The organism is Mycobacterium sp. 852013-51886_SCH5428379 (assembly GCF_001665575.1).
In the GTDB taxonomy this organism is placed as follows: Bacteria; Actinomycetota; Actinomycetes; order Mycobacteriales; family Mycobacteriaceae; genus Mycobacterium.
In genome coordinates this window covers 1-24,845 of the sequence record NZ_LZSU01000009.1, presented here as the reverse complement: position 1 = coordinate 24,845, position 24,845 = coordinate 1, and the positions used below count along the sequence as shown (strand labels likewise).

Sequence of the window (24,845 nt, the reverse complement as noted above, 5' to 3'; positions counted from 1 at the left end):
GGATCCGTCAGCGGAACAGCCGGTCGAGTGCCTTGCGCTCGAGCTCCAGCCAACGGCCCACCTCGTCCCGCGCCGCGTCGACGTCGTCGGGCTCCAGGTGCTGGGCACCGTCGGGGGTGATCCGGCAGACGTCCATCGGACCCCCGACGGTCGGTGACGTCTCGTCCAGGGCGTCGAGCACCCGCAGCGCGGCCAGCACGCCGTACTGCACCGGCCGCTCGTTCATCCGGAAATTCGCCAGCAGGGCACGCGCCTGCTGGGCCAGCGGCGCTCCGCTGCCGATCGCGTGGAAACCGATGTCCTCGTAGTGCCCGATCAGACCGTGCGGATCGACGTCCACGATGAACGGTTCACCGTCGGAATAGCCCACAGCGAGAACGTATGTCGCAGGCGTGGAGCCGGTCTCTTTCTGGCCCGGAACGGTCTCGATGAAGTTCTCGTAGTGGTGCTGCAGGATCGGCACCACGCGGGTCTGCAGCGCCCGGCCGACGTCGTTGGCCTCGACGATGGTCTCCGGCTGCGCGTCGAACGTCTGCTCGAGGTCCCACAGCACCGCCCGCGAACCACTGCCGGCCCACGCCGCGTTCGCACCCAAGCCGTGCAGCTTCTGGGCCGGGTAGCTCAAACCGCGGTCGGGTTCGGTGATCTGCGAATCGGCCGCGATGACCAGACCGTCGGCGCAGCGCAGCGCCAGGACGACGGTCATCGGGCCGAGTGCCGTTCGATGTACTCGTCGGCGTCCTTGTCCCGGTTGTCGATTCCCTGGGTGGTGTCATGCTCGGCGTAGAACTGCAGCCACTGCATCCCCAGCTGGTGACGGAGTTCCAGCGACGCGCTCTTGATGAAGTCGGGCATGGCCTCCCGCTCCTCCTCGTCGAGGTGCGCACCGTTCTCGGTCCGCGCCTTGAGCACCGCCTCGAACCACTCCGGGCTGCCGGGTTTGTGCCGGCGCGATGCGCGCACCGCGTCACGGATCGCGTTGTGGTCGGTGATGGCGTCCTCGGTCTCGTCTTCGGGGTCGCCCTCGGGATTGCCGGGATCGTCCTTGCCGCCGTGCTTGAGCAGGGCCGGATAGAACACCGTCTCCTCGGCCTCGGCGTGCGCGTCCAACCGCGCACTGAGCTGATCCCAGACCGCGGCGAGCTCGTCTTCGGTCTGGGCGTCGTCGAGGCGGAAGAACTGCCTTCTCAGCCAGTCGTGATCGGCGTAGACCAGTTCGATGATGTCGGCCATGGGCGTGATCTTCCCCACCGGCCGACCGTCGAAACGGAAGGCGACCCTCAGCTGAACCGGATGTTCAGCGTGGCCAGGCCGAAGATCTTCTTACCGCCGGCCTTCGCGCCGACGATGACGACACCGCTGCGAGACTCGGGATCCAGCGATTTGATTCGGCCGGTGAACTCGATGTCGGCGCCCTCCTTGGCCGAGACCACCGCCGGCTGGGACAGCCGGATCGTGTAGCGGGTGACCGCACCGGGATCCCCGGACCACGACGAGGCGAAGCCGGCGCCGAGACCCATGGTGAGCATGCCGTGGGCGATGACGTCGGGCAGCCCGGCGAGTTTGGCGATGTCCTCGTCCCAGTGAATCGGGTTGGCGTCCCCGGCCACGCCGGCGTAGTTCACCAGATCGCCGCGCGAGAGCCGGGTGTGGTGGACGGCCAGCTCATCGCCGACCTTCACGTCGTCGAACGACGGGGTGCCCGGGGTGCGAGTCAGACCGCCTTCGGAGATCCGGATCTCGCCCCCGGGGCGCACCGTCTTCTCGTAGTCGGCGTCCAGCGACCCCACGCCCGAGAAGTCGACGTCGTGCATCATCGCGTTCTGCACGGCCGTCTTCACGCCTGCGTCGATGTCCTCGGCGGTGACGCCGACGACCGTGGTGTGCAGCGTGTGCACCCGCTCGCCGTCGGTGTCGGTGAAGGTGTTGGTCACGGTGATGAAGTCCCGGCCGGCCGTCCGGCGCACCGCGGTCAGCTCGACGTCGATGGTCAGCTCGTCGCCGGCGACGATCGGGCGGTGCTGTTCGAAGACCTCTTCGGTCTGCAGGTAGGTGTCGTAGCCGACGACGATCGATTCGAACATCCGCCGGTTGCACTGCATACCGGGTGCGGAGGTGAACGTCAGCGGCGCGATCACGTCCGCATAGCCGAGCTCGGCGGCGGCGGCGACGTCCCAGTGCGCGGGGTGATAGTCCTGGACCGCCCGGGCGTACTCACGAATCTTCTCGCGGCCCACCAGGTACGTACCATCCATCCGGTACCAGTGGCCCACCCGCGCTTCGAGCGGCGACACGTCTGCTGCTGTCACCACAGCACACTAACGCGCCGTCGCGACCGCGCCGCGGCCCGAGGGCGCACCGGCACCGGCGCCGGTTCGAATCGTCCGGGGGCGGGTAAGCCCGACAGGGCCTTTTCCGCACGCCGTCCGCCGCAGCACGAAGTAGGAGAGTCGTGACTCGATCCACCACCGCCACCCCGGCACCGGCGCAGGGGCGGGTCAGTGTGCGACAGCGCAACACGATCTTCCTCGCCGTCGTGCTGGGCATGCTGCTGGCCGCCCTCGACCAGACGATCGTGGCCACCGCGCTGCCGACCGTCGTGGCCGACCTCGGCGGCGCGGGCCACCAGGCCTGGGTCGTCACCAGCTATCTGCTGGCCTCGACGATCGTGACCGTGATCGTCGGCAAGCTCGGCGACATCTTCGGCCGCAAGAACGTCTTCCAGGCCGGAATCGTGCTGTTCCTGGTCGGCTCGGTGCTGTGCGCGCTCGCGCAGTCGATGTCCGTGCTGGTGGCGGCGCGGGCGGTGCAGGGTCTGGGTGGCGGCGCCATCACGGTCACCGCGGTCGCCCTGATCGGCGAGGTCATCCCGCTGCGCGAACGCGGCCGCTACCAGGGTGCGCTGGGGGCGGTGTTCGGTGTCACGACCGTCATCGGCCCGCTGCTCGGCGGCTTCTTCACCGACCATCTGACGTGGCGCTGGGCGTTCTGGATCAACCTGCCGATCGCCGTCATCGTCATCGGCATCGCCGCTGTGGCCATCCCCGAACTGGGCCGCTCGGCCAAACCGGTGCTCGACTACGCGGGCATCGTCCTCGTGGGTGCCGGCGCCGCCGGTCTGACGCTGGCCACCAGCTGGGGCGGCACCACCTATCCGTGGGCCTCGCCCATGATCATCGGGTTGTTCGCCGTGTCGATCCTCGCGCTGGTGGCGTTCGTGTTCGCCGAGCGGCGGGCCGCCGAGCCGATCCTGCCGATCCGGATGTTCGCCAGCCCGGTCTTCACGGTGTGCTGCGTGCTGTCGTTCGTGGTCGGTTTCGCGATGCTGGGCGCCCTGACATTCCTGCCCACCTACATGCAGTTCGTCGACGGCGTCTCGGCCACCGAATCCGGACTGCGCACTCTGCCGATGGTCCTCGGCCTGTTGGTGACCTCGCTGGGCAGCGGCATCATCGTCGGGCGTACCGGTCGCTACAAGATCTTCCCGATCGCCGGCACCGCGACCATGGCCGTCGGCTTCGTCCTGCTGTCCCGGATGACCCCCGAGACCTCGACGCTGGTGCAGTCGCTCTACCTGCTGGTCCTCGGCGCCGGTATCGGGCTGAGCATGCAGGTGCTGATCCTGATCGTGCAGAACACCGCCGACTTCAGCGATCTTGGCGTGGCGACCTCAGGTGTCACCTTCTTCCGCACCATCGGCAGCTCGTTCGGCGCGGCGATCTTCGGGTCGATGTTCAGCAACTTCCTCGACGGCAAACTGCCGGCGGCGCTGGCCGTCTCCGGCGCGCCGCCCGAGGCGGCGACGTCACCGCAGGCGCTGCACGCCCTGCCCGACCGGATCGCCGAACCGATCGTCACCGCGTACGCGGACTCGCTGAGTTCGGTGTTCCTGCTCGCCGCACCGTTCGCCCTCGTCGGCCTGTTCCTCGCGTTCTTCCTCAAACAGGTACCGCTGCGCGACGCCGCGGCCAGCGGCAGCACCGACCTCGGCGAGGGCTTCGGGATGCCGACGACCGAATCGCCGGAGAAACTCCTCGAGATGGCCGTCGGCCGGCTGCTGCGACGTACCCACGGCATCGACTTCGAGGCGCTGGCCCGCTCGCGCAACGGCCGCCTCGACGCGGGCCGGCTGTGGGCGCTGATCCAGATCTACCGGCGCACCGCGGCCACGGGTGCGGCGAGTTTGACCGCGATCGCCGACCAGCGGCAGCTGCCCCGCCAGATCCTCGAGCCGACGTTCGAACGCCTGGTCGCCGGCGGCTACGCGACCCGCGACGGCGACCTGTTCACCCTCACCCCCGCGGGTGCGTCGGAGGTCAGCCACGCCCGCGACGTCATCTCTGACTGGATCACCGACACGCTCGCCGAATCAGACGAGTTCACCGAGCGGCCCGACCGGATGCAGGTGCAGGGCGCACTCGAACGGGTCGCCCGCGGCGTGCTGCTCGACCGCGACGACAGCGACGAGGACACCTCCCGGGTGATGAAGCTGGGCGCCACCGCGACGATCGAGAGCGCCCCCACCACACGGATGCGCGCCCCCGCCACGTCATGGGCGGCTGGGCCGGCCGGGTCGGCGGCGCCCACCCGGCCGTTCCGGGCGCCACCCACGATCCAGCGCCGTCCGGGGCCGCCGGGTCCGCGGCGCTGACCGGCGCCATGGTCACGATTTGAAACCCGTTGCGTTGCAGTATGAGCCGACGACGGTAGGACGGCAACACAGCGCACTATCGTCGCGTCGTGCACCGGCGAACCGCGCTCAAGCTCCCGCTGTGCCTGGCGGCGGCCGCTGCACTGACGAAGGTGCCGGTCGCCGGTGCGGCGGAGGCCGGCCGATGGTCGGCTGACCGCGCCAACGCCTGGTACGAGGCGCAGGGCTGGCTGGTCGGTGCGAACTACGTTCCGTCCACGGCCGTCAACCAGATCGAGATGTTCCAGGCCGGCACCTACGATCCGCGCCGCATCGACGGTGAACTGCAACTGGCCCGCAAGATCGGTTTCAACACCATGCGGGTGTTCCTGCACGATCAGCTGTGGGCCACCGACCGGGCCGGGTTCGCCAACAGGCTGTCCCAGTTCGTCGGGATCGCCGCGAGCCACCGGATCAAACCGCTGTTCGTGCTGTTCGACTCGTGCTGGGATCCGGCGCCGCGCGCCGGCAAGCAGCGGCCTCCGGTCGCCGGCGTGCACAACTCCGGCTGGGTGCAGGGGCCCGGTGCGGCCCGCCTGCAGGACCCGCGGTATCTGCCCGTCCTGCAGAGCTACGTCACCGGCGTGGTCGGTATGTTCCGCAACGACCCCCGCGTCCTGGGCTGGGACGTCTGGAACGAACCGGACAACCCGTCGAAGGACTACCGCGCCTCCGAACACGAGGACAAGCAGAAGCTCGTCGCGGCGTTCCTGCCGCACGTCTTCCAGTGGACCCGCGCGGCCAATCCCGTGCAGCCCCTGACCAGCGGCGTCTGGCAGGGCCATTGGAAGAACCCGGGCAACCGCAGCAAGGTGTGCAGCACCCAGCTCGAGCATTCCGACATCATCACGTTCCACAGCTACGGTGACCCGGACGAGTTCGAGGCCAGGATCGACGAGCTCGAACCGCTGGGCCGGCCGATCATCTGCACCGAGTACCTCGCGCGGGGACTCGGCAGCACCGTGGAGGGCATCCTGCCCGTCGCCAAGCGCCGCAACGTCGGCGCCTACAACTGGGGTTTCGTCGCCGGGCGGACCCAGACCTATCTGCCGTGGGATTCGTGGAAGACGCCCTACACCTCGCCGCCCGATCCGTGGTTCAGCGATCTGCTGCACCCGGACGGCCGGGCCTACGACGACGAGGAGATCCGGGTCATCCGGAAGCTGACCGCGGCGAGCTGACCGCCCGACTCGGTTTGGTGGCGCTTCCGGAGGCGCACTAAGTTGCCAGGGGTGATGTCTTCAGTCGCCGGCGCCGTCGCGCGGTGGATCTCCCCGTTCTTCGCAGTCGCTGCCGTGGCCGGCACGGTGCTCGTGGCCGAACCCGCCGCGGCGCCCGTTTCCTCCGCACCGGAGATTCGGCTCGCCGCCGACGGCAATCCGCTCGTCGGGCGGCCGTTCTACGTCAACCCGGACTCCAAGGGCATCCGCTCGGCGCGCGGCGTCGGCAACCCTCAGCTCGACGCGGTGGTGAACACCCCGACGGCCTACTGGATGGACCATCTGTCCACCCCGTCGGTGGACGCGAAGTACATCGCCACGGCGCAGGCCGCGGGCACCATGCCGATCCTCGCGCTCTACGGCATCACCAACCGGGACTGCGGCAGCTACGCGGCGGGCGGTTTCGGCTCGGCCGACTCCTACCGGGGGTGGATCGACGGGGTGGCGGGCGCGATCGGCGGCGGCCCGGCCGCGGTCATCCTCGAACCCGACGCGCTGGCGATGGCCGACTGTCTGTCACCGGCCCAGCAGGAGGAGCGCTTCGACCTGATCGCCTACGCCGTCGACACGCTGACCCGCAATCCGGGCACAGCGGTCTACGTCGACGCCGGACATCCGCGCTGGGTGCCCGCGAACGTCATGGCCGACCGGCTCAACCGGGTCGGCGTCGCGAAGGCGCGCGGCTTCAGCCTCAACACCGCGAACTTCTTCACCACCGAGGAGTCGGCCGGCTACGGCGCCGCCATATCGGGGATGACGGGCGGCAAGCCCTTCGTCGTCGACACCTCGCGTAACGGCGCGGGACCGGTCGAGGGCGACGATCTGTACTGGTGCAACCCGAGCGGGCGCGCCCTGGGTGCGCGTCCGACCACGGACACCGGCAATCCGCAGATCGACGCGTTCCTGTGGGTGAAGCGGCCCGGCGAGTCCGACGGGTCGTGCCGCGGCGCGCCGAGCGCGGGCACCTTCGTCAACCAGTACGCCATCGACCTGGCCACCAACGCGGGCTGGTAGCCGCTCAGTCCGCGGGAAGCAGCGGCTCGAGCAGGGCCAGTTCGGTCCGGCTCACCCACGACGGGTTGGCCTGTTGGGGTGAGCGGAACACCTCCAGGTCCTCCAGCCCGGGGACGACGCGTAGTTCGGTGGCGGTGAGCGGGGCGTCGAACAGCGGAATGCGCACGGGCACATGGCGTTCCCGCTCCGTCGTCACCGTCTCGCCGGTGATGCGGCCCGCACCCCAGAAACCGCGCAGCGGATGCGCGGCGACCCAGAACAGCACCCGCTGACCGGGGCTCATGAGCCGCGACCGGTAGTTGTCGGCGACACACCACGTCGGCTTCGTCTCGCCGGCGGCGACCATCGGTTCGACGGGGGTGCGGCTCGGATTGCACTTGATCACCCACGCCCCCAGCGTCTCCGGGGTTACCGCGCGGGTCACCGGCGTCGCTCGGGGCCGAACAGCCGTTGTCGAACCGATCGCTGTGCATCCGTCCGCTGCTCCTCGAGCAGGAACGCGATACCCGACTCGATCTCCGACTTCGTGCGGTCCCGCAGGTCCCCGACCGCTCGGTCGTCGGTGGTGGCCGGCGCGCTGGTGTCGATCGGCTCGCCGAACCAGTAGTACTGGCGTTCGGGACGGGGGATCGGGGTCGGTCCGATGCCACGGACGAGCGGCAGCAGATCGGGGCTGCCGGAGACTTTCTCGAACAGCCGGCGCGCCGGTTCCATGAAGCGGCTGTCGGAGTTGACCACGACGTCCAGCGCATCCTCGGCGCCGACGGTGGCGAACGGGACGATCGGATAACCGTGCTTGACCGCCAACCGCGCGAAGCCCATCCGGTTCTCCCAGAACAGCTGGTACTTCTCGCCCTTGCGTTTGGCGACCTCGCGGCCGCCGCCGGGAAACACCAGCAGCGTCTCGCCGCGTCGCATCAGCGTCTCGGCGACCGCCGGAGTCCCCGGCACCACCCCGACGGCCAGCAGGAGATCCCGCCAGCGGGGCAGCTTGAAGTGGGCATGGTTGCCCAGCACCCGGACCCGGATGTCGCGCTCCCACAACTCCGCGCACAGCAGCGGGGCGTCGAGCAGGCCGATCAACGTGTGGTTTCCGACCAGCAGTGCGCCCCGGCCCGGCACGTTGTCGATCCCGTAGAGCTTGGGGTTGACGAGCCGGCGGGCCGGTTCGAGCACCCGCAGCACCCTCCGCAACGTCTCCTCCGTCGGAGGACCGGGCACCCCGGCGTCCGCATCCACGGCTTTATCGTCGGTCATATCGCTGCGTGCACTGCGGGACCGACATCTAAACCCCGCGTTCGGCGCGGGTCAGAAACGGGTAACAGACCCCGGTGCCTGATGCCGGACTGACCACGCCGGGCGGCGACCTGCCCGGGTACCTCGCCGTCCCCTCCACGCAAGGACCGTGGCCTGCGGTCGTCGTGCTGCACGAGGTCTTCGGCCTCAACGACGACATCCGGCGGATCACCGACCGCTTCGCCGACAGCGGCTATCTGGCCTTTGCGCCGGCGCTGTTCCAGCGTGGGCCGCGTCCGGTGTGCATCGTCAGCGCGTTCCGTGCGCTGGCCACGGGGACGGGTTCGGCCGTCGACGACATCATCGCCGCGGCGGAGGCGCTGCGCGCCGACGATCGGACGACCGGAAAGGTCGGGTCTGCGGGGTTCTGCATGGGCGGTGGGTTCTGTCTGCTGTTGGCCGACCGGAACGTCTTCGATGCGACCGCCCCGAACTACGGACCATTCCCGCCCGCGACCGGCGTGCCGTCGCGATCGTGTCCCATCGTCGCGAGCTACGGCGGCAGAGATCTGCTGCTGCCCGGCGCGGCGGCGAAGCTCGAGGAGGGCCTCGCGCCGAGCGGAGTCGCGCGGGACATCAAGGAGTACCCCGGCGTCGGTCACAGCTTCATGAACCAGTGGGGCACGCCCTCACCGCTGCACTTCGTGGAAAAAATTGCGGGACTTCATCATTCAGCACCGGAGGCCGAGGACGCCTGGCAGCGGATCCTGACGTTCTTCGACGCGCACCTGGTTGGGACGCGCGCCTAGTTCGACGATGGCGCCGACGCCAACCGGTCGGCGACGAATGCGGCCGCCTGATCGGCCATGCCGTTGCTCTTGTACGAGCTGTGGGCGGCGCGATCGAAGCCGCCGGGGAAGCACACCGGATCGCCGGTCGCGCACAGCTGGATCGTCTTGTCCGAGTACAGATGACCCACCGTGATCGGCGGCGCGGCCGAATCCACCAGGTTGAGGAACCAGTTGTCCGGAGTGCCGAACAGCGCGACGGCGTCGACGTGTTCCGCCGTGGCGGGCGGCATCGGTCCGATCCCCGGAGGCAACGTCAGTCCGGGTGGGATCTCGTCGAAGGTGGTGTAGGCGGCGACGGCGGCGCCCTGCGAATACCCGCCCAGCACGATCTTCGTATCCGGACATGTCGCGACGATCGACTCGATCTTCTGGCTGGCGTCTACAACGCCATCGACGGCGGCGGGAAAGTCAAGTGTCGCTGGATAGTTGACGCCGTAGACGGCTACGGGCGTGCCGACCCGGGCGTTGAGCGCGTCGATGAACGCCTGTCCCGTCGCGCCGATCCCCGGTGCTTCGAATGTGCCGCGCGCGAACACCACCTCGACCTCGGGACACGGCGGGGCCGGGTCGGCGACGGCGACACCCGTGGTCAGTGCGCCGATTGCGGCGGATAGGGAGACGGCCGCTGCGGCGGCACCGGCCAGCACGGTGGGCCGGCGGAAGTTCAGTGGCGTCGGTGCGCTCATCGCACCACCTTCTCGCACGTTCGCCCACGCGGCAACGCGGACGGTTCAATCGCGCGGCTGAACGTGCGCGGCCACCCACCGCGCGGCGAGCTTGACCAAACCGGACTGCGGGTAGGTGACGTGGGCGTCGAAGTCCTCGCCGAGCGAGCACACCGGATCGTTGGTGTTGCACAGGTCGGCGGTGCGCGCGCCGAAGTCGGGGCTCAGCCGGGTCAACGGTTGGCCGAGCCGCGCGGCCGGATTGCCGAAGACGGTGATGGCGGCGATGTGGGGGATCGCGGCGGCGGGCAGCGGGGCGCTGTACCCCATCGCCGCCACCGGTGACGTCGCCACGATGTCGATGACCGCCGCGCCCTGTGAGTAACCGCCCAACACGATCTTGGTGTCGGGACACTTGGCGGCCGTCGACTGGACGCGCAGGCTGGCGTCGTTGGCGCCCGCGGCGGCCTTCAGGAAGTCCCACGACGCCGGGTACTTCACGGCGTAGGTGTTGATCGTCATCCCCTTGACCATCGGCTTGAGGGTGTCGACCAGTGCCTTGCCCACGACACCGATCCCCGGGGGTTCATCGGTGCCACGGGCGAAGATCACCTCGATGTCGGAGCACTTGGCCGCGGCATCGGCGGTAGGGGCGCCGAACCCGCCGGCCGCGACCAGCGCAGCGAGTAACACCGCCGCGCGCGAGCGCCGGGAACTTCTGTCGGTGGACACGGCCTCTCCTTGACCGGACGCAGGACTTTTTCGCTATCCGTATACCCAACTATCCCACGAGTCACTCCAGTCACAAATTGGTTCGCTGCGGGCCGGTTCGGGCGGGATGGGACGATGGCCCGGTGACAGCAACGCTCGTCGCGAAGAACGTGGCAGGCGGCCCCCTTCTCGCCGGAGCGCACCGCACCCTCTTCGAAGGGGTCGACCTCACCGTGGCGCCGGGTGACGTGGTCGGCGTCGTCGGCGCGAACGGCGCCGGAAAGAGCACGCTGCTACGCATCCTGGCGGGCGACCTCGCCCCGCTCGAGGGCACGGTCAGCCTGGCGCCCGCTGACGCCTTCGTCGGCTGGTTACCGCAGGAACACGACCGGGTGCCGGGCGAGACCGTCTCGGCCTACGTCGCCCGTCGCACCGGGTGCACCGCGGCGACGCTGGCGATGGAGGCGGCGGCGGCCGCGCTGGCCGAACCGGACTCTGCGGGAGACCATGCCTCGGCGTACTCGGCCGCGCTGGACCACTGGCTCGCCACCGGTGCCGCCGACCTCGACGAGCGGCTGCCCGCCGTGCTGGCCGATCTGGGTCTGGACACCACGCTCGTGCGACCGGAGTCCACCCCGATGACCGCGCTGTCCGGCGGGCAGGCGGCGCGCGTGGGTCTGGCGGCGCTGCTGGTCTCGCGCTTCGACGTCGTGCTGCTCGACGAACCGACCAACGACCTGGATCTCGACGGGCTCGACCGGCTCGAACAGTTCGTCGGGAAGCTGCGCGGCGGGGTGGTGCTCGTCAGCCATGACCGCGAGTTCCTCGCGCGCAGCGTCAACCGGGTGCTCGAACTCGACCTGGCGCAGAACACCACGACCGTCTTCGGCGGCGGCTACGAGAGCTATCTCGAAGAGCGTGAGGTCGCGCGCCGGCACCGGCGCGAACAGTACGACGAGTTCGCCGACAAGAAGGCAGATCTCGTCGCCCGGGCCCGCATCCAACGGGAGTGGTCGAGCCAGGGTGTGCGCAACGCGATGCGCAAGGCCCCAGACAACGACAAGAACCGCAGGCGGGCCCAGACGGAGTCCAGCGAGAAGCAGGCCCAGAAGGTCCGTCAGATGGAGAGCCGAATCGCCCGGCTCGAGGAGGTGGACGAACCCCGCAAGGAGTGGACACTGCGGTTCACCATCGGGGCGGCGCCGCGCTCGAGCGCGGTCGTGGCCACGCTGGACGGTGCCGTCGTACGGCAGGGCGACTTCGTCCTCGGACCGGTGTCGCTGCAGGTCGACGCGGGTGAGCGCATCGGAATCACCGGGCCGAACGGGGCCGGGAAGTCGACACTGCTGCGCCTGCTGTTGGGCCGCCGAGCGCCCGATGCGGGGCGTGCGAGCCTTGGCGCCAGCGTCGCCGTCGGCGAAATCGACCAGGCGCGTGCGGAATTCACGGGTCCGGAGCGGCTCGTCGACCGCTTCGAACAGCGCGTGCCCACCTGGACCACGGCGGACGTGCGCACCCTGCTGGCGAAATTCGGTCTGCGCGCCGACCACGTGGAACGTCCGGTCGACGAGTTGTCCCCCGGTGAACGGACCCGCGCCGGGATGGCGCTGCTGCAGGCCACCGGCACCAACGTGCTGGTCCTCGACGAGCCGACCAACCACCTCGATCTGCCCGCCATCGAGCAACTCGAGACCGCGCTCGAGACCTACGAGGGGGCGCTGCTGCTGGTCACCCACGACCGCCGCATGTTGCAGAACGTCCGGTTGGACCGCAGGTGGCTGGTCGCCGACGGCACGGTCAGCGAGTTGTAGTGGTCCGAATCACCCGCCGTACGCAGCGAATTCGCCCGGATAGGGCATGGCACGTACGGTCGGACCCATGGATCTGAGCGCACTGGCATTCGAATGGACGGAGACGAACCGGCACTGGCTCATCGAGGTTCCCGTGCGGATTGCGGTGTATCTCGTCGTCGCGATGATCCTGCGCTTCGCCCTGCACCGGATGATCGACCGGGCCACCGGCCGCCGCCGAGCCGGCGACGAGAACACCTCCCAGAAGCCGTCGCTGCTGCGCCACGTGCGGGCAAGGATCCCCGCCGGCGGTGACCAGAAGAACGCCGAACGCCGGCTGCAGCGCGCACAGACCATCGGCTCGGTGCTCAAGTCGACCGTGTCGATCATCCTGCTCATCTGGATCAGCCTGTCGATCCTGAGCGTGCTCGGGGTCAACATCGCGCCGTTCATCGCCTCCGCAGGCGTGATCGGACTGGCCATCGGCTTCGGTGCACAGAACCTGGTGCGCGACTTCGTCACCGGGGTGTTCATGCTGCTCGAAGACCAGTACGGCGTCGGCGACACCATCGACCTCGGGGAGGCGGTCGGCGAGGTCCAGAGCGTCGGGCTGCGCATCACCACGCTCCGCGACATCGACGGCACCCTCTGGTACGTCCGCAACGGGGAGATCGCCCGTGTGGGCAACATGAGCCAGGGCTACGCCGTCGCGCGGGTCGAGGTGCCGGTCGCGCCGACCGCGGACGTAGCGCGCGCCGAACAGGTCGCCATCGAAGCCGCCGAAGCCGCGCTGACCGATCCGGATCTGGCGGATAAGGCGTTGGGCGCGCCCAAGATGCTCGGTGTGCAGGAGTGGTCGCCGGAGATGCTCAAGCTGCGGATGACGGTCAAGACCAGCCCCAATGCGCAGTGGGCTGTGCAGCGCCGGCTGCGCCGAGAGATCCTGCGCGCCTACGACGAACACGGCATCGAACTGCCGTTCTCAGCGGCCCGGCTCGCGGCCGCCGTGGCGGAGTAGCGCCGGCCCCGGTCACGACCTGCCGCCGAGGTGGCGGGTAAGGAATTCCGTCATGGCGCGCCACATCCCGATGACGTTCTCCGGGTTGACGGCGCCGTGCCCCTCGTCGGACTGCACGAGGTAGTCGACTTCGACCCCGCGGCCGCGCAGTGCCTCGACGAGATTGTCCGACTCGGCCTGTACGACGCGGACATCGTTGGCGCCCTGGATCACCATCAGCGGGGTGCGGATCTGGTCCACCCGGGTGATCGGGGATCGGGCCATCATGTCGGCGAGCTGCTCGGGATCATCGGGATTCCCGACGTAGGCGTGCCAATTGTTGGCCAGATGCGGCCGTGCGATCGCGGGCAGGGTCCGCATGAAGTTGGCCAGATCCGAGATGCCGACGTAATCGATGGCGGCGGCGAACACATCAGGGGTGAACGTGACTCCGACCAGCGCCGCGTAACCCCCGTAGGAGCCGCCGAGGATGCCGACCCGGTCGCGATCGGCATAGCCCTGCTCCACCGCCCAGTTGACCCCGTCGATCAGGTCGTCGTGCATCTTGCCCGCGAACTCGCCGATCGCGGCCTTGATGAAATTCCTGCCGTAGCCGAGGGATCCGCGGAAGTTCACCTGCAGCACCGCGTAGCCGCGGTTGGCCAGCAGTTGAACCCCGGCATCGAAACCCCAGCTGTCGCGGTACCACGGTCCGCCGTGCACCATCAGCACGAGCGGAAGCCCGGCCGGTTCCACCCCGACCGGGAGGGTCAGGAACGCAGGGAGCGCCAGACCGTCGCGCGCCGGGATCGTCACCGGCTGCATCGGCGCCAGTTGCTCCGGATTCAGATGGGGCAGTGGCCGATACAGAAACCGGCTCTCCCCGGTGTCGTGGTCGTAGAGGTATGTCGCGCCGGGATCGCGATCGTTGTTGAACCCGACGAGCCAGCGTCGACCGCTCTCGTCGGAGGACAGCGCGCCGATGTCTCCCTCGGAGATCTTCTCCAGATTGGCGAGCACGTCGGCGAATCCCGGGTCCAGCGCGCGGATCTCCTGTCGCTCGCCGAGATAGCGGACTCCGAGCAGTGCGCCGGTGCGCCGGTCCTGGATGAGCGGCGCGGGGATCAGGGGGCTGACGATCGCGCGCTGGTCGAGGTCGAGATCGGGGTGACTGTCCACCTCGGTCTCCACGCCGGTGGCGAGATCGACGTGTACCAGTCGGATGTGGTCGCTGTCGCCGTAGGAGCCCACCCACAGACCCTTACCGTCCGGGGTGACGACCGTGGGGTGCATGCCCACGGGGAAGTCCGTGCCGTCGAAGCGGATGATCGTGTGCAGGGCGGCGCCGTCCCACCGGGAGATCTCGAGGTCGCCGTCGGCGGTCAGTGAGGTCGCGAAGACGTCGCCGTTGTCGTTGGTCAGCCAGCCGGTCACATAGCCGGGATTCTCGGCGATGAGGGTGAGTTCGCCTGCGGCGATGTCGAGTTCATAGATGTCGAAAAGCGTCGGCACCCGGTTGTTCAGCAGGACCGGGACCTTGCCGTTCCGCACTTCGCGCAGCGGCGCGGCCAGCGCTCCCGGAAACGGGGTCAGGTCGACGGCGGGGGCGTCGGGATCGTCCAGGTCGATCCGGTGGATGTGCCAGTTCTCGTCACCGTCGGTGTCCTGTAGATAGATCATCCACCGCGGGTCGTCGGTCCAGTCGAAGTTCATGATGCTGCGGTTCTCGTCCGCGGTGATGCGCCGCGGCTCGGCATTCTCCGTGTCGAGGTCCTCGATCCAGACGTTGAGGCGGTTGCGCCAGGGTGCGAGGAACGCGATGCGGGTGCCGTCGGGTGAGATCGTCGCGGCCGCACGGACGGGCGGATTGAACAGGTCCTCGACGGAGATGAGTTCGGGCAGTGCCATGGGGGTCCTTTCGGGGGTCAGGAGGTCACGGGGCCGCCGAGGCGGCCGTTGGTGGCGTTTCGGATGGCGCGGTCGATCAGCGCCAGCGCTTCCTCCTGGGTGATGGGTTCTTTCTCGAGGATGGCCCGGCGGCCGATGTCCTCATCGACGACACGGAAGGCGCCGATGACCGCGGCCGCGCACAGTCGGACGGTGAGATCGTCCGCGGGGAGGCGCAGCCGGTCCGCGATGACGGGGATGAAGCCGCGCTCCATCTGGTCGTGGACCATCAGATACGCCGACCGCAGCGCGGGTTCGGTCAGCGACATGGTGCCGATCCGCAGCGCGGCCCGTTCGTCGGCGATTTCCTGTTCGGTCAACGGGTGCTCCGCGGTGTCCACCTTCATGTGCTCGGCCAGGGACAACTCGTCCGGCCAGCGTTGGACGAGTGCGATGAAGTGCCGGACCGTCTGTGCCAGAACAGGTTCGACACAACTCTCCTTACTGCGGAAATAGCGCCAGATCGTCCGCGTCGACAGTCCTGCGGCGGCAGCGATGTCGTCACCGCTGGTGGCGGAGACGCCCCGCTCCCAGAACAGTTCGCAGGCGAGCCGGGACACCCGTAGGCGCGCCTGCGCCAACTTGTCGTCCGGGTCGGTGGTGACCATGTCGATACCTCCTGTCACTTAGTGACACCACCAATGTGTCACTAAGTGACAGCGAGGTCAAGTGCGGGCGTCCGCTTGCCGATGGCGCTCACGGGGTACCTACCGCGGAACGGCCGCACGAAGGGGGACTCGCTTGTCTGACGACTCGTCGTGTCCGAAGCGGATGCAGTTCGGGCCGTGCGGGGGCGTCCGGCCCGACGGGCAGTGTGAGATGCGGCCCGGGCCATGCGCTTTCGACGGCATCGTGACCTGGTCGGGTGCCGTCCCGCCGCCTGCGCCCGCGCCCGAGGTGCCGCTCGTGCTCGCCGACTTCAGCTGCACGCCGTTCGACGAGGACGACGCCGCGGCCACCGCGGCGCTCCTCGCCTCATCCTGCGACGCGGTGCTGGTCGGTGAGCATCAGAACCGGCCGGACTTCCCGCCGACGCTGATGGGCCGCCTGCTCCTCGATGCGGGCGTGACGCCGTGGCTCACGCTGTCGTGCCGGGACCGCAACCGCGTGGTGCTGGAACAGGAACTGCGGGGGCTGGGAAGCATCGGGGTGCGCACGGTGTTCTGCGTGACCGGCGACGGCCGCGCCTACGACGTGCGCCCCGACGTCACCCAGACCTTTGATCTCGACGGGCCGCGGCTGGTCTCGCTGGCGGCGTCGGTGGGGATGTCGCCTGCGGTCCCGGAGACGCCCACCGCGCCACCGGTGTCGCTGCGGCCGGCCCGGCTCGTCGAGAAGCAGCGCGCAGGCGCATCGATGGGTGTCCTGAACCACGTGCCGTATCCGGAGATGGTGGCGGAGTTCATGGCCGGCGCCCGCGCCGCCGGGCTCTCGATACCCGTCATCGCCGCCGCGGCGGTGTTCACCGACGTCGAATCCGCCGCCGTACTCCAAGGCCTGCCGGGCCTCGAACTCGACGCGCGCGTGGTGGAGGAGGTGCTGGCCGCGTCCGATCCGGTCGCCGCCGGCATCGACGCGGCGGTGGCCGAAGCGCGTGCGCTGCTCGCCGTCGAGGGCATCGACGGGGTGAACCTCTCGGGTTCGGCGTCGGCGTCGGGCACCCGCGTGGGCGCAGAGATCAAGGCCGAGGTCGGCCGCCGGATACGGGAGGAGGTGTTGTCATGAGCGAAGCGACAGAGGCGACAGAGGCCGAGTTCGACACCGTCGCGGAGTGGACGGCCAGGGTCGCGGTCGATCTGGGGGAGCGCTTCTATCTGCCGGCGGCGTGCCGGGGCAGCGGTAGCCCGCCGGGGCTGGACTGGCTGATCGGTGAGATGCGGCTGAGCGCAGGGGCAGTTCTGCTCGACTGCGGCGCCGGCGTGGGCGGACCCGCTGCTTATGCGGCACAGTCGGTTTCGGCCGATCCGCTGCTGGTCGAACCGGAGGCGGGTGCCTGTCGCGCGGCACGGCGGCTCTTCGGGCTCCCCGTGCTGCAGGGGATCGGTTCGGCCCTGCCCGTGGCAGACGAAAGTGTCGACGCCGCCTGGGCGCTCGGTGTGCTGTGTACGACGCGTGATCAACTGACCCTGCTCACCGAGATGCGGCGCACCGTGCGGCCGCGCGGGCCGATCGGCCTGCTGGTCTTCATGGCGCGGGACGAGGAGGTCGCAGACCACCTGGAGAGCAACCACTTTCCCACCAGGACCGAGCTGACCGCACTGATCGAGCAGGCCGGTCTGCGGGTCGACGCGTGGCGTAGCACCACCGACCTGCCTCCCATCCCGCAGGAGTGGGACGAGCGTACCGGCCGGGTCACCGAGGAGCTGACCAGCCGCTACGCCCATACGCGGGCATGGCAGCTGGCCGAACGTCAGAGCTCGGCGATCGGCGACCTGCTCGGCCGGGAGGCGGTGACCGGCGAGATGCTGGTGCTCACCCGCGCCTGAAGGCCGCACTGATCTCGGCGACACGCGGATCGGCGCGCAACTGCTCGAACGTCAGGGGCAGCGGCAGTCGCCAGTTCGGGTATTCGTCCACTGTGCCAGGAAGATTCGGCTGGCGCGTCTCGCTGATGACGTCGTAGGGCGAGATCAGTTTCAACCGGCTCGGGGTCGCAGCCAGCAGCCGGTGCATCGCGGTGATGATCGCAGCCTCGTCGGCGTCGGCGTCGGTGTCCAGCAGGCCCTCGGATCGCAGCAGCGCCAACCACTCCGCGCGCTCCCGATCGGCGTTGGCCTGTTCACCTTCGACGTCGTCGAGCAACTCGAGTTCGGCGCGGGCCCGCACATGTTCACCGCTGAGGAACCCCGCGGCGGTGGGCAGGTCGTGGGTGGAGATGCTGGCGGCCGCGCGCGTCGGCCACTTCGCCGGCGGCAGCAGCGGTTCGCCCGGTGCGGATTCGTCGCGGGTGAACCACGCCACCGCGCAGCCGAGCATCTCGTTGTCGGCCAGCGCCTCGGTCACCTCGGGCTCGACCGTCCCGAGATCCTCACCCACGACGGTGGCACCCGCCCGGTGCGCCTCGAGTGCCAGCACGGCGAGCATGGTGTCGGCGTCGTAGTGCACGTAGGTGCCGCGGTCGGGGCCGTCGCCGGGCGGAATCCACCACAGCCGCCACAGCCCCGCGACGTGGTCGATCCGCAGACCGTCGGCGTGGCTCAGCACCGCGCGCAACATGTCCCGCAGTGCGGCGTATCCGGTGGCCGCCAAGCGGTCCGGCCGCCACGGCGGCAGCCCCCAGTCCTGACCGCGTGGCGTGAAGTTGTCCGGTGGCGCACCGATGCTGACGCCGCCGGCGAGCACGTCGGCCAGCGCCCAGGCGTCGGCGCCGTCGGCATCCACCCCGACGGCAAGGTCGTGCAGCACACCCAGCGCCATCCCGGCATCGTGCGCGGCCCGGCGGACGGCGACCAGCTGCTCGGCGCAGCGCTTCTGCACCCAGGCATGAAAGGCCAACCGCGGAGCCAACTCTCGGCGTGCAGCGGCGACCGCGCTGCCTGCGACATCGCGCAGCGGTTCCGGCCACCGGCTCCACCTGCCACCGTGCCGTTCCGCGAGGGCGCAGTAGGCAGCCCAGTCCCGCAGTCCCGGCGGTGATGTCGGGTCCTCGAGCGGGTCGGGTCGGCCCTCGGAGCGCCAGAGTATTTCGAGGGCAGCACGTTTCGCAGCCCACACCAGATCGTGGTCGATGCGCGCGGTGGTCGAGGACACGCGGAGTGCGTCGACCTCCGCCCGGGTGGCGGCGTCCGCCCGGTGGTAGGCGTCGAGATCCTCGATGCGCAGCGCCAGCGGGTTGGCGAACCGGCGGCTCGAGGGCGTGTAGGGCGACGGCTGGACCGGATGGGTGGGGCCGGGTGCGTGCAGGGGGTTGAGCAGCACCGCCCCGGCACCGTGTTCGGCTGCCGTCCAGTCGACGAACTCCCGCAGATCGCCCAGGTCCCCGATGCCCCAGGACCGCTCCGAGCGCATCGCGTACAGCTGGAGCATCCACCCCCACGTGTCGGGTGCCGCGGGCACTGTCGGCGGCGCCGCCACGAGCGTCGACTCCTGGCCGTCCCGGGTGCGCAGCCGATACCACCCCGGGGCGAGATCGGCAGGCAGCTCGCCGCGCACCTCGGTCTCGGTGCCGTCCTCCGCGGTGAGGGCAACCGCCCCCGGGATGGTGTGCGCGCTGCCGTCGAGGCGGACCGCGACGGTCGGCGGCAGCGTGCCCGCGTCGCGCAGTTCCTCGAGGCGGTCGAGTTCGCGGCGGCGGTCGGCTTCGGTTTCGGCCGCCACATCGAGCAGGCCGAGCACCCGGATCACGACGTCGGCGTCCACCTCGACCGGTTCCCGTCGCTCATTGCGGTAGGAGGTCGCCACCCCGTGTGCGGCGGCCAGCCGGCGCAGATCGTCGGGGGCGGGGTCAGCAGCGGAGGTCACCGCGCATCTGTACCCGTGTCACGCGTGCTTACACCGGCTGCGCGGACGTGGCCGGCCACGGTGGCGCCGCCGGCGGCTCCGATCACGACGGCCAGGACCAGGAACCCGATCGGAACGGTGCTGGCGGCGGCCACACCGGCCACCAGCAGCGGGCCGGCCGCGTCGCCGCATTCACGCCCGATCTCGGCGGCTCCCATCGTCTGTCCGAGGTGCGCGGGCGGGGTGGCGCCTGCGAGTGTGGTGAATGCCAGCGGGGTGATGAGGCCGCAGCCTGCGCCGATCACGATCGCCGAACACACCAGGCCGACCAGCCCAGGTAACAGGACCGCTGTCAATCCGGCTGCGGTGATGGCGATTCCGGCGATGATGCCGGGTACCGCCGCCACGCGGCCACGGTCGAGCGCCCGCCCGGCCAGCGGTTGGGTTATCGCGGTGGTCAGGGCCAGCGCCGACACCACCGCCCCGGTGACGACGGGTGACAGGCCGGCGTGGGTGCCGATCAGGGGGAGGAATCCGACGCCCACAGAGAGGGCGGCTGTCGCCGCGGCCAGCGCAAGAGTGGGGATGACGAAGGCGGAGTTCGAGAATCGACGGACGGTGTCGAGGAGAGTCTGCCTGCGGCGGGGGGCGGGTGCGACGGCAGGAACGCTGATCGCCGCCCAGGCGGCCACGAGGACGCCGAGGACGGTCATGACTGCGAACAGGCCCCTCATACCGCCGGCGTAGGCGACGATCAAGCCGCCGAGCAGTGGACCCAGGGTGTAGCCGACTGATTTGACGGAGCCGTAGGACCCGAACGCCCGGCCGTGGCCGCGCGCGGGGGTGAGCTGAGCCATCATGGCCGAGGCTGCAGGGGAGAAGGCGGCCGCGCCCACGCCCTGACCGAATCGGCCCGCCCACAACAACGCCATGTCGTCGACCAGTGCGTATCCCGCCGAGGCGGCGGCGAAGACCAGCAGGCCGGCGATCAGGACGGGACGCGCACCGATGCGATCCGCCAGAGACCCGAACAACGGCTTGAGCACCACCTCCGCACCGTCATAAACGGCCAGCAGAGCGCCGAGCATCAACAGCGACGACGCCGTGCCCGACGCCGTGGTGCCCAGTGTCCCGGCGACGGCGTGTGCACCGAATGCCGTGGTGAAGCCCGCCGCCAGGAGTGGGGCCCGATCGCGCATGGCTCAATGTACGACCCCGGTGTGGTGTTCACCACGCCTGATCGCAGAACTCGCAGGCGGATGTCCGAGTGGGGTGGTGCACCGCGCCGACCGCTTGTACCGTCGGGCGTTGCTCACCCGAAAACCACTGGAAATAAACGAAAGTCGTCTGTAACGAATGCCGCCGGAGAAACGATACGCACTGCGCCGTCGAGCCGCGCTGAAGGCTCCGCTGCTGCTCACCGCGGCCGCAGTCGCGTCACAGACGCCGCGCGCAACCGCACGGCCGCAGCGGTGGTCAGCGGCCCGGGCACGCGACTGGCAGCGGGATCAGGGTTGGCTGGTGGGCGCCAACTTCATCACCTCCAACGCCGTCAATCAGCTGGAGATGTTCCAGCGCGAGACCCACGATCCGGCGCGGATCGACCGTGAACTGGGGCTGGCCCGCGACATCGGGCTGAACACGGTGCGGGTGTTCCTGCACGATCAGCTGTGGGCACAGGACAGCGTGGGATTCACCCGCCGGCTGGAGGACTTCGTCGCGACCGCAGCGCGCCACGACATCAAGCCGTTGCTGGTGCTGTTCGATTCGTGCTGGGATCCCGTTCCCCGGCCGGGCCGGCAGCGGCCGCCGACGCCGGGCGTGCACAACTCCCGTTGGGTGCAGAGTCCGGGCACGGAGAAACTGCAGGACTCCAAGTACCACCGCGTGCTCTACGACTACGTCACCGGCATCGTCGACCGGTTCCGCGACGACGAGCGCGTACTGGCGTGGGATGTGTGGAACGAACCGGACAACCCCGCCAAGGAGTACCGGCGGATGCAGCGGCGCAACAAGTTTGAGCTGGTGACCGCGATGTTGCCGCACGTCTTCGAATGGGTCCGATCGGTGGACCCGGTGCAGCCGCTGACCAGCGGCGTATGGCAGGGGCCGTGGAAGGATCCGGTGCGCCGGAGCAGGATCAGCGACATCCAGCTCACGCAGTCCGACGTGATCAGCTTCCACAACTACGGCGATGCGCGGGAGTTCGAGGGGCGGATCGACGAGCTCGCCTCGCTGGAACGGCCGCTGATGTGCACGGAATTCCTGGCCAGGACGATGGGCAGCACGATCGAGGAGGTGCTGCCCGTCGCCCGCAAGCGCGGGGTCGGCGCCTACACCTGGGGCCTCGTCGCGGGCCGGACGCAGACGTACCTACCGTGGGATTCGTGGGATCGGCCCTACGACGCGACACCGCGGGTCTGGTTCCACGACCTGCTGCATGCCGACGGTCGGCCCTATCGCCCCAGCGAGGTCGACACGATCCGCCGCCTTTCGGGCGTCCCTCATTCGAGCTGACGCACGGGCATGAGATACCGCGCCACCCTCTCGGGATGGATGACCACCCGGACCTGATCCTCCGCCAGGATGTCGGCGAGATCCTGGGCGCGCCCGGCGTCGTCGAGATCCCAGTACCGCGCGGCGAGACGGGCGGCCAGATCGTGGGCGCCAGTCGTCTCGATGGTGGTGGGGCCGGTGACAGAAACCCAGTGTTCGCGCTCGCCGACGGGTGCGGTGACGACGAGCGATGCGCGAGGATCTGTGTGGAGCCGGCGGATCTTGAGCGTGTCGGGGCCGGTGAACAGTTCGATCGTCCTTGCGGTGGTGGCTTCGAACCACACCGGCCGGGGCTGCGGCGGGGTGGGGCCCGCGGCGACAGCGAGGAACCCGTAGAGCGGGCGGCGCAGTAACGCGAGATCCTCGGCGGTGAGGGCGTCGGCGCTCATCGGGACCACACTCCCGTCGCGGCGGTGCGCGCCACGTACTCCTCGAACGGCCGGGGCGGGCGGCCGAGCACCGTGGCCACGCCGTCGGTGGTTCCGGAGAGCAGGCCGCGGTCCATGAGCGCGAACATCTCGGCGAGGTGGTGGGCGGTGTCGTCGCTCAGCCCGCGCGCGACGGAGTCGGCGCGGTACTCGGCCGGCGAGATCTGCCGGTAGGACATCGATTTGCCGGAGGCGCGGGAGATCAACGTGACGGCTTCGGTGAAGGTGATCGACCGGGGCCCGGTCAGCTCGTACGTCTGTCCGGTGTGCCGGCCGGGGTCCGCCAGCACGGTCGCGGCGACGGCGGCGACGTCCTCGATGTCGATGAAGGGTTCGGGCACGTCACCGGCCGGTAGCGCGAGCTCTCCGTCCGTCAGCGGTTCGTACCAGAGCTCCTCGTCGAAGTTCTGCGCGAAATTGTTGGGGCGCAACACAGTCCAGGCGAGTCGTGACCCGCGCACCGCCGCCTCGGCGTCTCGCATGTCACGGCCGAAATCGGAGTCGCCCCAGGTGTCCGCGCCGCGGCCGGAGAGCAGCACCACGTGGCGCACGCCGGCGGCCTCGGCCCGGGTCGTGAAGTCGTGCATCGGCCCCGGCGTCGCGGGGGCGACGGCGTACACCGTGGCGACGCCGTCGAGCGCGCTGTCCCAGGTGCTCGGTTGCGACCAGTCGAAGGCGGTCTGGCTCGACCGGGAGGCGGCGCGGACGGGGATGCCCCGCATCCGGAGTCGGGCGGCGACCCGTCGGCCGGTCTTACCGGTGGCGCCGAGGACGAGGGTGGTGTCGGTGGTCATGACTCCAGTCAATCCGTGAAATTTGGACGGCGCCATGGGTGATCGGCCGGATTACCTGTCTGATCGTCTAGCCTCGGGTGGTGGACGTCTTCGGTGATCTCTTCCGCGATGTACGGGCCCGGGGCTCGCTGTTCGGAAGCTCGACGCATTCGCCGCCCTGGGCACTGCACTTCGTCGACGGCGCGCCGCTGACGCTGTGCACGGTGCTCGGTCGTGGCGGCTGGATCGTGCCGGAGCACGGTGAACCCGAACCGCTCAACGCATACGAGACCGTTGTGGTGCGGGGTCCTGGCACGTTCTCCTTCGTCGACGAGATCGGCACGTCGGCGGAGCCGATCCTGTGTGGCGAATCGTGTGCGACGCCGGATCAGGGTGGGACACGGCACCGGCTGGGGTGGTACGACGGGGGGAGCGGATCGACGACGCTGATCGTCGGCGCCTATCCGGTGCGCGGCGAGATCGGCCACCGCCTGCTCGACGCACTGCCGGTCGTGCTGCGGGTGGAAGCCGGCGGCACGGGGGACCCGGTACTGGATCATCTGGCGGCGGAGGTGGCCCTCGACGTTCCCGGTCAGCAGGTGGTGCTGGACCGGCTGCTGGACTGGCTGCTGGTGTGCACGCTGCGCGAGTGGTTCGACCGGCCCGGCGGACGACCGCCCGCATGGTGGAGTGCCCAACGGGATCCGGTGGTCGGAGACGCGCTGCGGGCGCTGCACGCGGATCCGGCTGCGCCGTGGACGGTGGCCGGGCTGGCCGATCACATCGGGGTGTCGCGGTCGACCCTCGCCAAGCGCTTCACGGATCTGGTGGGCGAACCGCCGCTGACGTATCTCACGCGGTGGCGTATGACCCTCGCCGCGGACCTGCTGGGGGAACGCAAGACCGCGACCATTGCCGAAATAGCCCGCGCCGTGGGCTATTCCGATCCGTTCGGGTTCAGCGCCGCGTTCAAACGGGTCCGCGGCGTCAACCCGAGCGAGTACCGGCGCTATTCGGGCTCGTCGTCGTCACTGCCGCCGTCCTCGGTTTCGAGGTAGCGCTGGGGGTGGTGGTAGTGGTTGATGCGGGTTTGGCCGGTGTCGAGTTTGGGTGGTGGGGTCCATTCGGTGTGGCCGTTGCGGCGGCGGGTGGTCCAACCGGTGTCCTCGAGCGTTGCGTGGTCGGGGGTGCAGGCCAGGGTGAGTTCGTCGATGTTGGTCTGTCCGCCTGCGGCCAGGGCTTGTCGCCGTGGTGGGCTTGGCAGTCGAAGGCGGCTTTGGTGCAGCCGGGGCGGGTGCAGCCGATGTCGCGGGCGAACAGGGCCAGTCGTTGGGCGGTGGTGGCGCAGCGTTTCGCCCTTCCTAGATAAAGGACCTCGCGGTGGTGGTTGTCGAACACGGCGAGGTAGTGGCGGGCTTGGCCGGCCATCTGGATGAGGTCGCGGATCGGTAGGCGGGTGCCGCCGGCGGTGGCGGCGTAGCCGGTTGCCTTCTCGAGGGCGTCGAGGGTGGTGGTGGCCACGATGGT

24 protein-coding genes are annotated in these 24,845 nt (G+C 69.6%); 10 read left to right on the top strand and 14 right to left on the bottom strand.

What is annotated here, in order from left to right; genetic code table 11:
- Window positions 1–7: 7 nt before the first annotated feature.
- From A5757_RS02335 to A5757_RS02325, 3 genes are read right to left on the bottom strand one after another with little or no spacing between them, the layout of a single operon-like run.
- Window positions 8–706 carry a proteasome protein gene (locus tag A5757_RS02335; protein ID WP_066828355.1) on the bottom strand — a complete coding sequence of 233 codons (699 nt, stop codon included), beginning with the start codon at window positions 704–706 and terminating at the stop codon, window positions 8–10.
- Window positions 703–1,233 (bottom strand): hemerythrin domain-containing protein, encoded by a 531-nt coding sequence (locus A5757_RS02330; protein WP_066828354.1) that lies wholly within the window; start codon window positions 1,231–1,233, stop codon window positions 703–705. Before A5757_RS02330 ends, A5757_RS02335 begins: the two co-directional genes overlap by 4 nt.
- 47 nt (window positions 1,234–1,280) lie before the next feature.
- Window positions 1,281–2,309, bottom strand: a complete 1,029-nt coding sequence (locus A5757_RS02325; protein WP_082929280.1) for a fused (3R)-hydroxyacyl-ACP dehydratase subunits HadA/HadB — start codon at window positions 2,307–2,309, stop codon at window positions 1,281–1,283.
- Between the two features lie 143 nt (window positions 2,310–2,452).
- On the opposite strand from A5757_RS02325, the gene A5757_RS02320 reads away from it, so the two are divergent.
- The 3 genes from A5757_RS02320 (at window position 2,453) to A5757_RS02310 (ending at window position 6,924) form a co-directional block, all read left to right on the top strand.
- Window positions 2,453–4,651: a DHA2 family efflux MFS transporter permease subunit gene (locus A5757_RS02320; protein WP_082929274.1), complete on the top strand. Its 2,199-nt coding sequence runs from the start codon at window positions 2,453–2,455 to the stop codon at window positions 4,649–4,651.
- 89 nt (window positions 4,652–4,740) lie between these two features.
- The gene (locus A5757_RS02315; RefSeq protein ID WP_066828351.1) at window positions 4,741–5,871 is read left to right on the top strand and encodes a 1,4-beta-xylanase; all 1,131 of its coding nucleotides are present in this window, start codon (window positions 4,741–4,743) and stop codon (window positions 5,869–5,871) included.
- Window positions 5,872–5,925: 54 nt separating this feature from the next.
- Window positions 5,926–6,924, top strand: a complete 999-nt coding sequence (locus A5757_RS02310) for a glycoside hydrolase family 6 protein (protein ID WP_066828399.1) — start codon at window positions 5,926–5,928, stop codon at window positions 6,922–6,924.
- A 4-nt stretch (window positions 6,925–6,928) separates the two neighbouring features.
- Here the strand turns inward: A5757_RS02310 and A5757_RS02305 are convergent, their stop codons facing one another.
- Window positions 6,929–7,348: a hypothetical protein gene (locus A5757_RS02305; RefSeq protein ID WP_082929273.1), complete on the bottom strand. Its 420-nt coding sequence runs from the start codon at window positions 7,346–7,348 to the stop codon at window positions 6,929–6,931.
- Window positions 7,345–8,181: a lysophospholipid acyltransferase family protein gene (locus A5757_RS02300; RefSeq protein ID WP_066828350.1), complete on the bottom strand. Its 837-nt coding sequence runs from the start codon at window positions 8,179–8,181 to the stop codon at window positions 7,345–7,347. Before A5757_RS02300 ends, A5757_RS02305 begins: the two co-directional genes overlap by 4 nt.
- A 74-nt stretch (window positions 8,182–8,255) precedes the next feature.
- On the opposite strand from A5757_RS02300, the gene A5757_RS02295 reads away from it, so the two are divergent.
- Window positions 8,256–8,969 carry a dienelactone hydrolase family protein gene (locus A5757_RS02295; protein WP_066828349.1) on the top strand — a complete coding sequence of 238 codons (714 nt, stop codon included), beginning with the start codon at window positions 8,256–8,258 and terminating at the stop codon, window positions 8,967–8,969.
- Here the strand turns inward: A5757_RS02295 and A5757_RS02290 are convergent.
- Window positions 8,966–9,697 (bottom strand): cutinase family protein, encoded by a 732-nt coding sequence (locus A5757_RS02290; RefSeq protein WP_066828348.1) that lies wholly within the window; start codon window positions 9,695–9,697, stop codon window positions 8,966–8,968. The two genes, A5757_RS02295 and A5757_RS02290, sit on opposite strands and share 4 nt — an antisense overlap.
- A gap of 45 nt (window positions 9,698–9,742) precedes the next feature.
- The gene (locus A5757_RS02285; protein WP_082929272.1) at window positions 9,743–10,408 is read right to left on the bottom strand and encodes a cutinase family protein; all 666 of its coding nucleotides are present in this window, start codon (window positions 10,406–10,408) and stop codon (window positions 9,743–9,745) included.
- A 122-nt stretch (window positions 10,409–10,530) separates the two neighbouring features.
- Between A5757_RS02285 and A5757_RS02280 the strand changes: the two genes are divergently transcribed.
- On the top strand, window positions 10,531–12,198 hold the full coding sequence (locus tag A5757_RS02280) for an ABC-F family ATP-binding cassette domain-containing protein (protein WP_066828346.1): 1,668 nt from the start codon (window positions 10,531–10,533) through the stop codon (window positions 12,196–12,198).
- A 67-nt stretch (window positions 12,199–12,265) separates the two neighbouring features.
- Window positions 12,266–13,195 carry a mechanosensitive ion channel family protein gene (locus tag A5757_RS02275; protein WP_066828345.1) on the top strand — a complete coding sequence of 310 codons (930 nt, stop codon included), beginning with the start codon at window positions 12,266–12,268 and terminating at the stop codon, window positions 13,193–13,195.
- Between the two features lie 12 nt (window positions 13,196–13,207).
- Here the strand turns inward: A5757_RS02275 and A5757_RS02270 are convergent, their stop codons facing one another.
- Window positions 13,208–15,082 carry a S9 family peptidase gene (locus tag A5757_RS02270; RefSeq protein WP_066828344.1) on the bottom strand — a complete coding sequence of 625 codons (1,875 nt, stop codon included), beginning with the start codon at window positions 15,080–15,082 and terminating at the stop codon, window positions 13,208–13,210.
- 17 nt (window positions 15,083–15,099) lie between these two features.
- Window positions 15,100–15,729, bottom strand: a complete 630-nt coding sequence (locus tag A5757_RS02265) for a TetR/AcrR family transcriptional regulator (RefSeq protein ID WP_197497229.1) — start codon at window positions 15,727–15,729, stop codon at window positions 15,100–15,102.
- A gap of 133 nt (window positions 15,730–15,862) precedes the next feature.
- On the opposite strand from A5757_RS02265, the gene A5757_RS02260 reads away from it, so the two are divergent.
- Both A5757_RS02260 and A5757_RS02255 read left to right on the top strand, forming a co-directional pair.
- Complete coding sequence (locus tag A5757_RS02260) at window positions 15,863–16,846, top strand: methylenetetrahydrofolate reductase C-terminal domain-containing protein (protein WP_255360348.1); 984 nt, start codon at window positions 15,863–15,865, stop codon at window positions 16,844–16,846.
- The gene (locus A5757_RS02255; RefSeq protein WP_066828342.1) at window positions 16,843–17,607 is read left to right on the top strand and encodes a class I SAM-dependent methyltransferase; all 765 of its coding nucleotides are present in this window, start codon (window positions 16,843–16,845) and stop codon (window positions 17,605–17,607) included. The genes A5757_RS02260 and A5757_RS02255 overlap by 4 nt, the downstream gene beginning before the upstream one ends.
- Here A5757_RS02255 and A5757_RS02250 read toward each other — a convergent pair.
- Entirely contained in the window at window positions 17,594–19,582 is a 1,989-nt protein-coding gene (locus A5757_RS02250) for a 4-alpha-glucanotransferase (RefSeq protein WP_231983859.1), read from the bottom strand. The genes A5757_RS02255 and A5757_RS02250 overlap by 14 nt on opposite strands.
- Entirely contained in the window at window positions 19,579–20,760 is a 1,182-nt protein-coding gene (locus tag A5757_RS02245; RefSeq protein WP_066828341.1) for an MFS transporter, read from the bottom strand. Before A5757_RS02245 ends, A5757_RS02250 begins: the two co-directional genes overlap by 4 nt.
- Before the next feature lie 181 nt (window positions 20,761–20,941).
- On the opposite strand from A5757_RS02245, the gene A5757_RS02240 reads away from it, so the two are divergent.
- Window positions 20,942–22,078, top strand: a complete 1,137-nt coding sequence (locus A5757_RS02240; RefSeq protein WP_066828395.1) for a cellulase family glycosylhydrolase — start codon at window positions 20,942–20,944, stop codon at window positions 22,076–22,078.
- Here A5757_RS02240 and A5757_RS02235 read toward each other — a convergent pair.
- Both A5757_RS02235 and A5757_RS02230 read right to left on the bottom strand, forming a co-directional pair.
- Entirely contained in the window at window positions 22,066–22,506 is a 441-nt protein-coding gene (locus tag A5757_RS02235) for a pyridoxamine 5'-phosphate oxidase family protein (protein ID WP_066828394.1), read from the bottom strand. The two genes, A5757_RS02240 and A5757_RS02235, sit on opposite strands and share 13 nt — an antisense overlap.
- Window positions 22,503–23,339, bottom strand: coding sequence for an NAD(P)H-binding protein (locus tag A5757_RS02230; RefSeq protein ID WP_066828340.1), 837 nt, complete (start codon window positions 23,337–23,339; stop codon window positions 22,503–22,505). The genes A5757_RS02235 and A5757_RS02230 overlap by 4 nt, the downstream gene beginning before the upstream one ends.
- Before the next feature lie 80 nt (window positions 23,340–23,419).
- Between A5757_RS02230 and A5757_RS02225 the strand changes: the two genes are divergently transcribed.
- Window positions 23,420–24,376: an AraC family transcriptional regulator gene (locus tag A5757_RS02225; protein WP_066828393.1), complete on the top strand. Its 957-nt coding sequence runs from the start codon at window positions 23,420–23,422 to the stop codon at window positions 24,374–24,376.
- Here the strand turns inward: A5757_RS02225 and A5757_RS22635 are convergent.
- The gene (locus tag A5757_RS22635; protein ID WP_369815906.1) at window positions 24,306–24,839 is read right to left on the bottom strand and encodes a DUF222 domain-containing protein; all 534 of its coding nucleotides are present in this window, start codon (window positions 24,837–24,839) and stop codon (window positions 24,306–24,308) included. The genes A5757_RS02225 and A5757_RS22635 overlap by 71 nt on opposite strands.
- Window positions 24,840–24,845 lie beyond the last annotated feature (6 nt).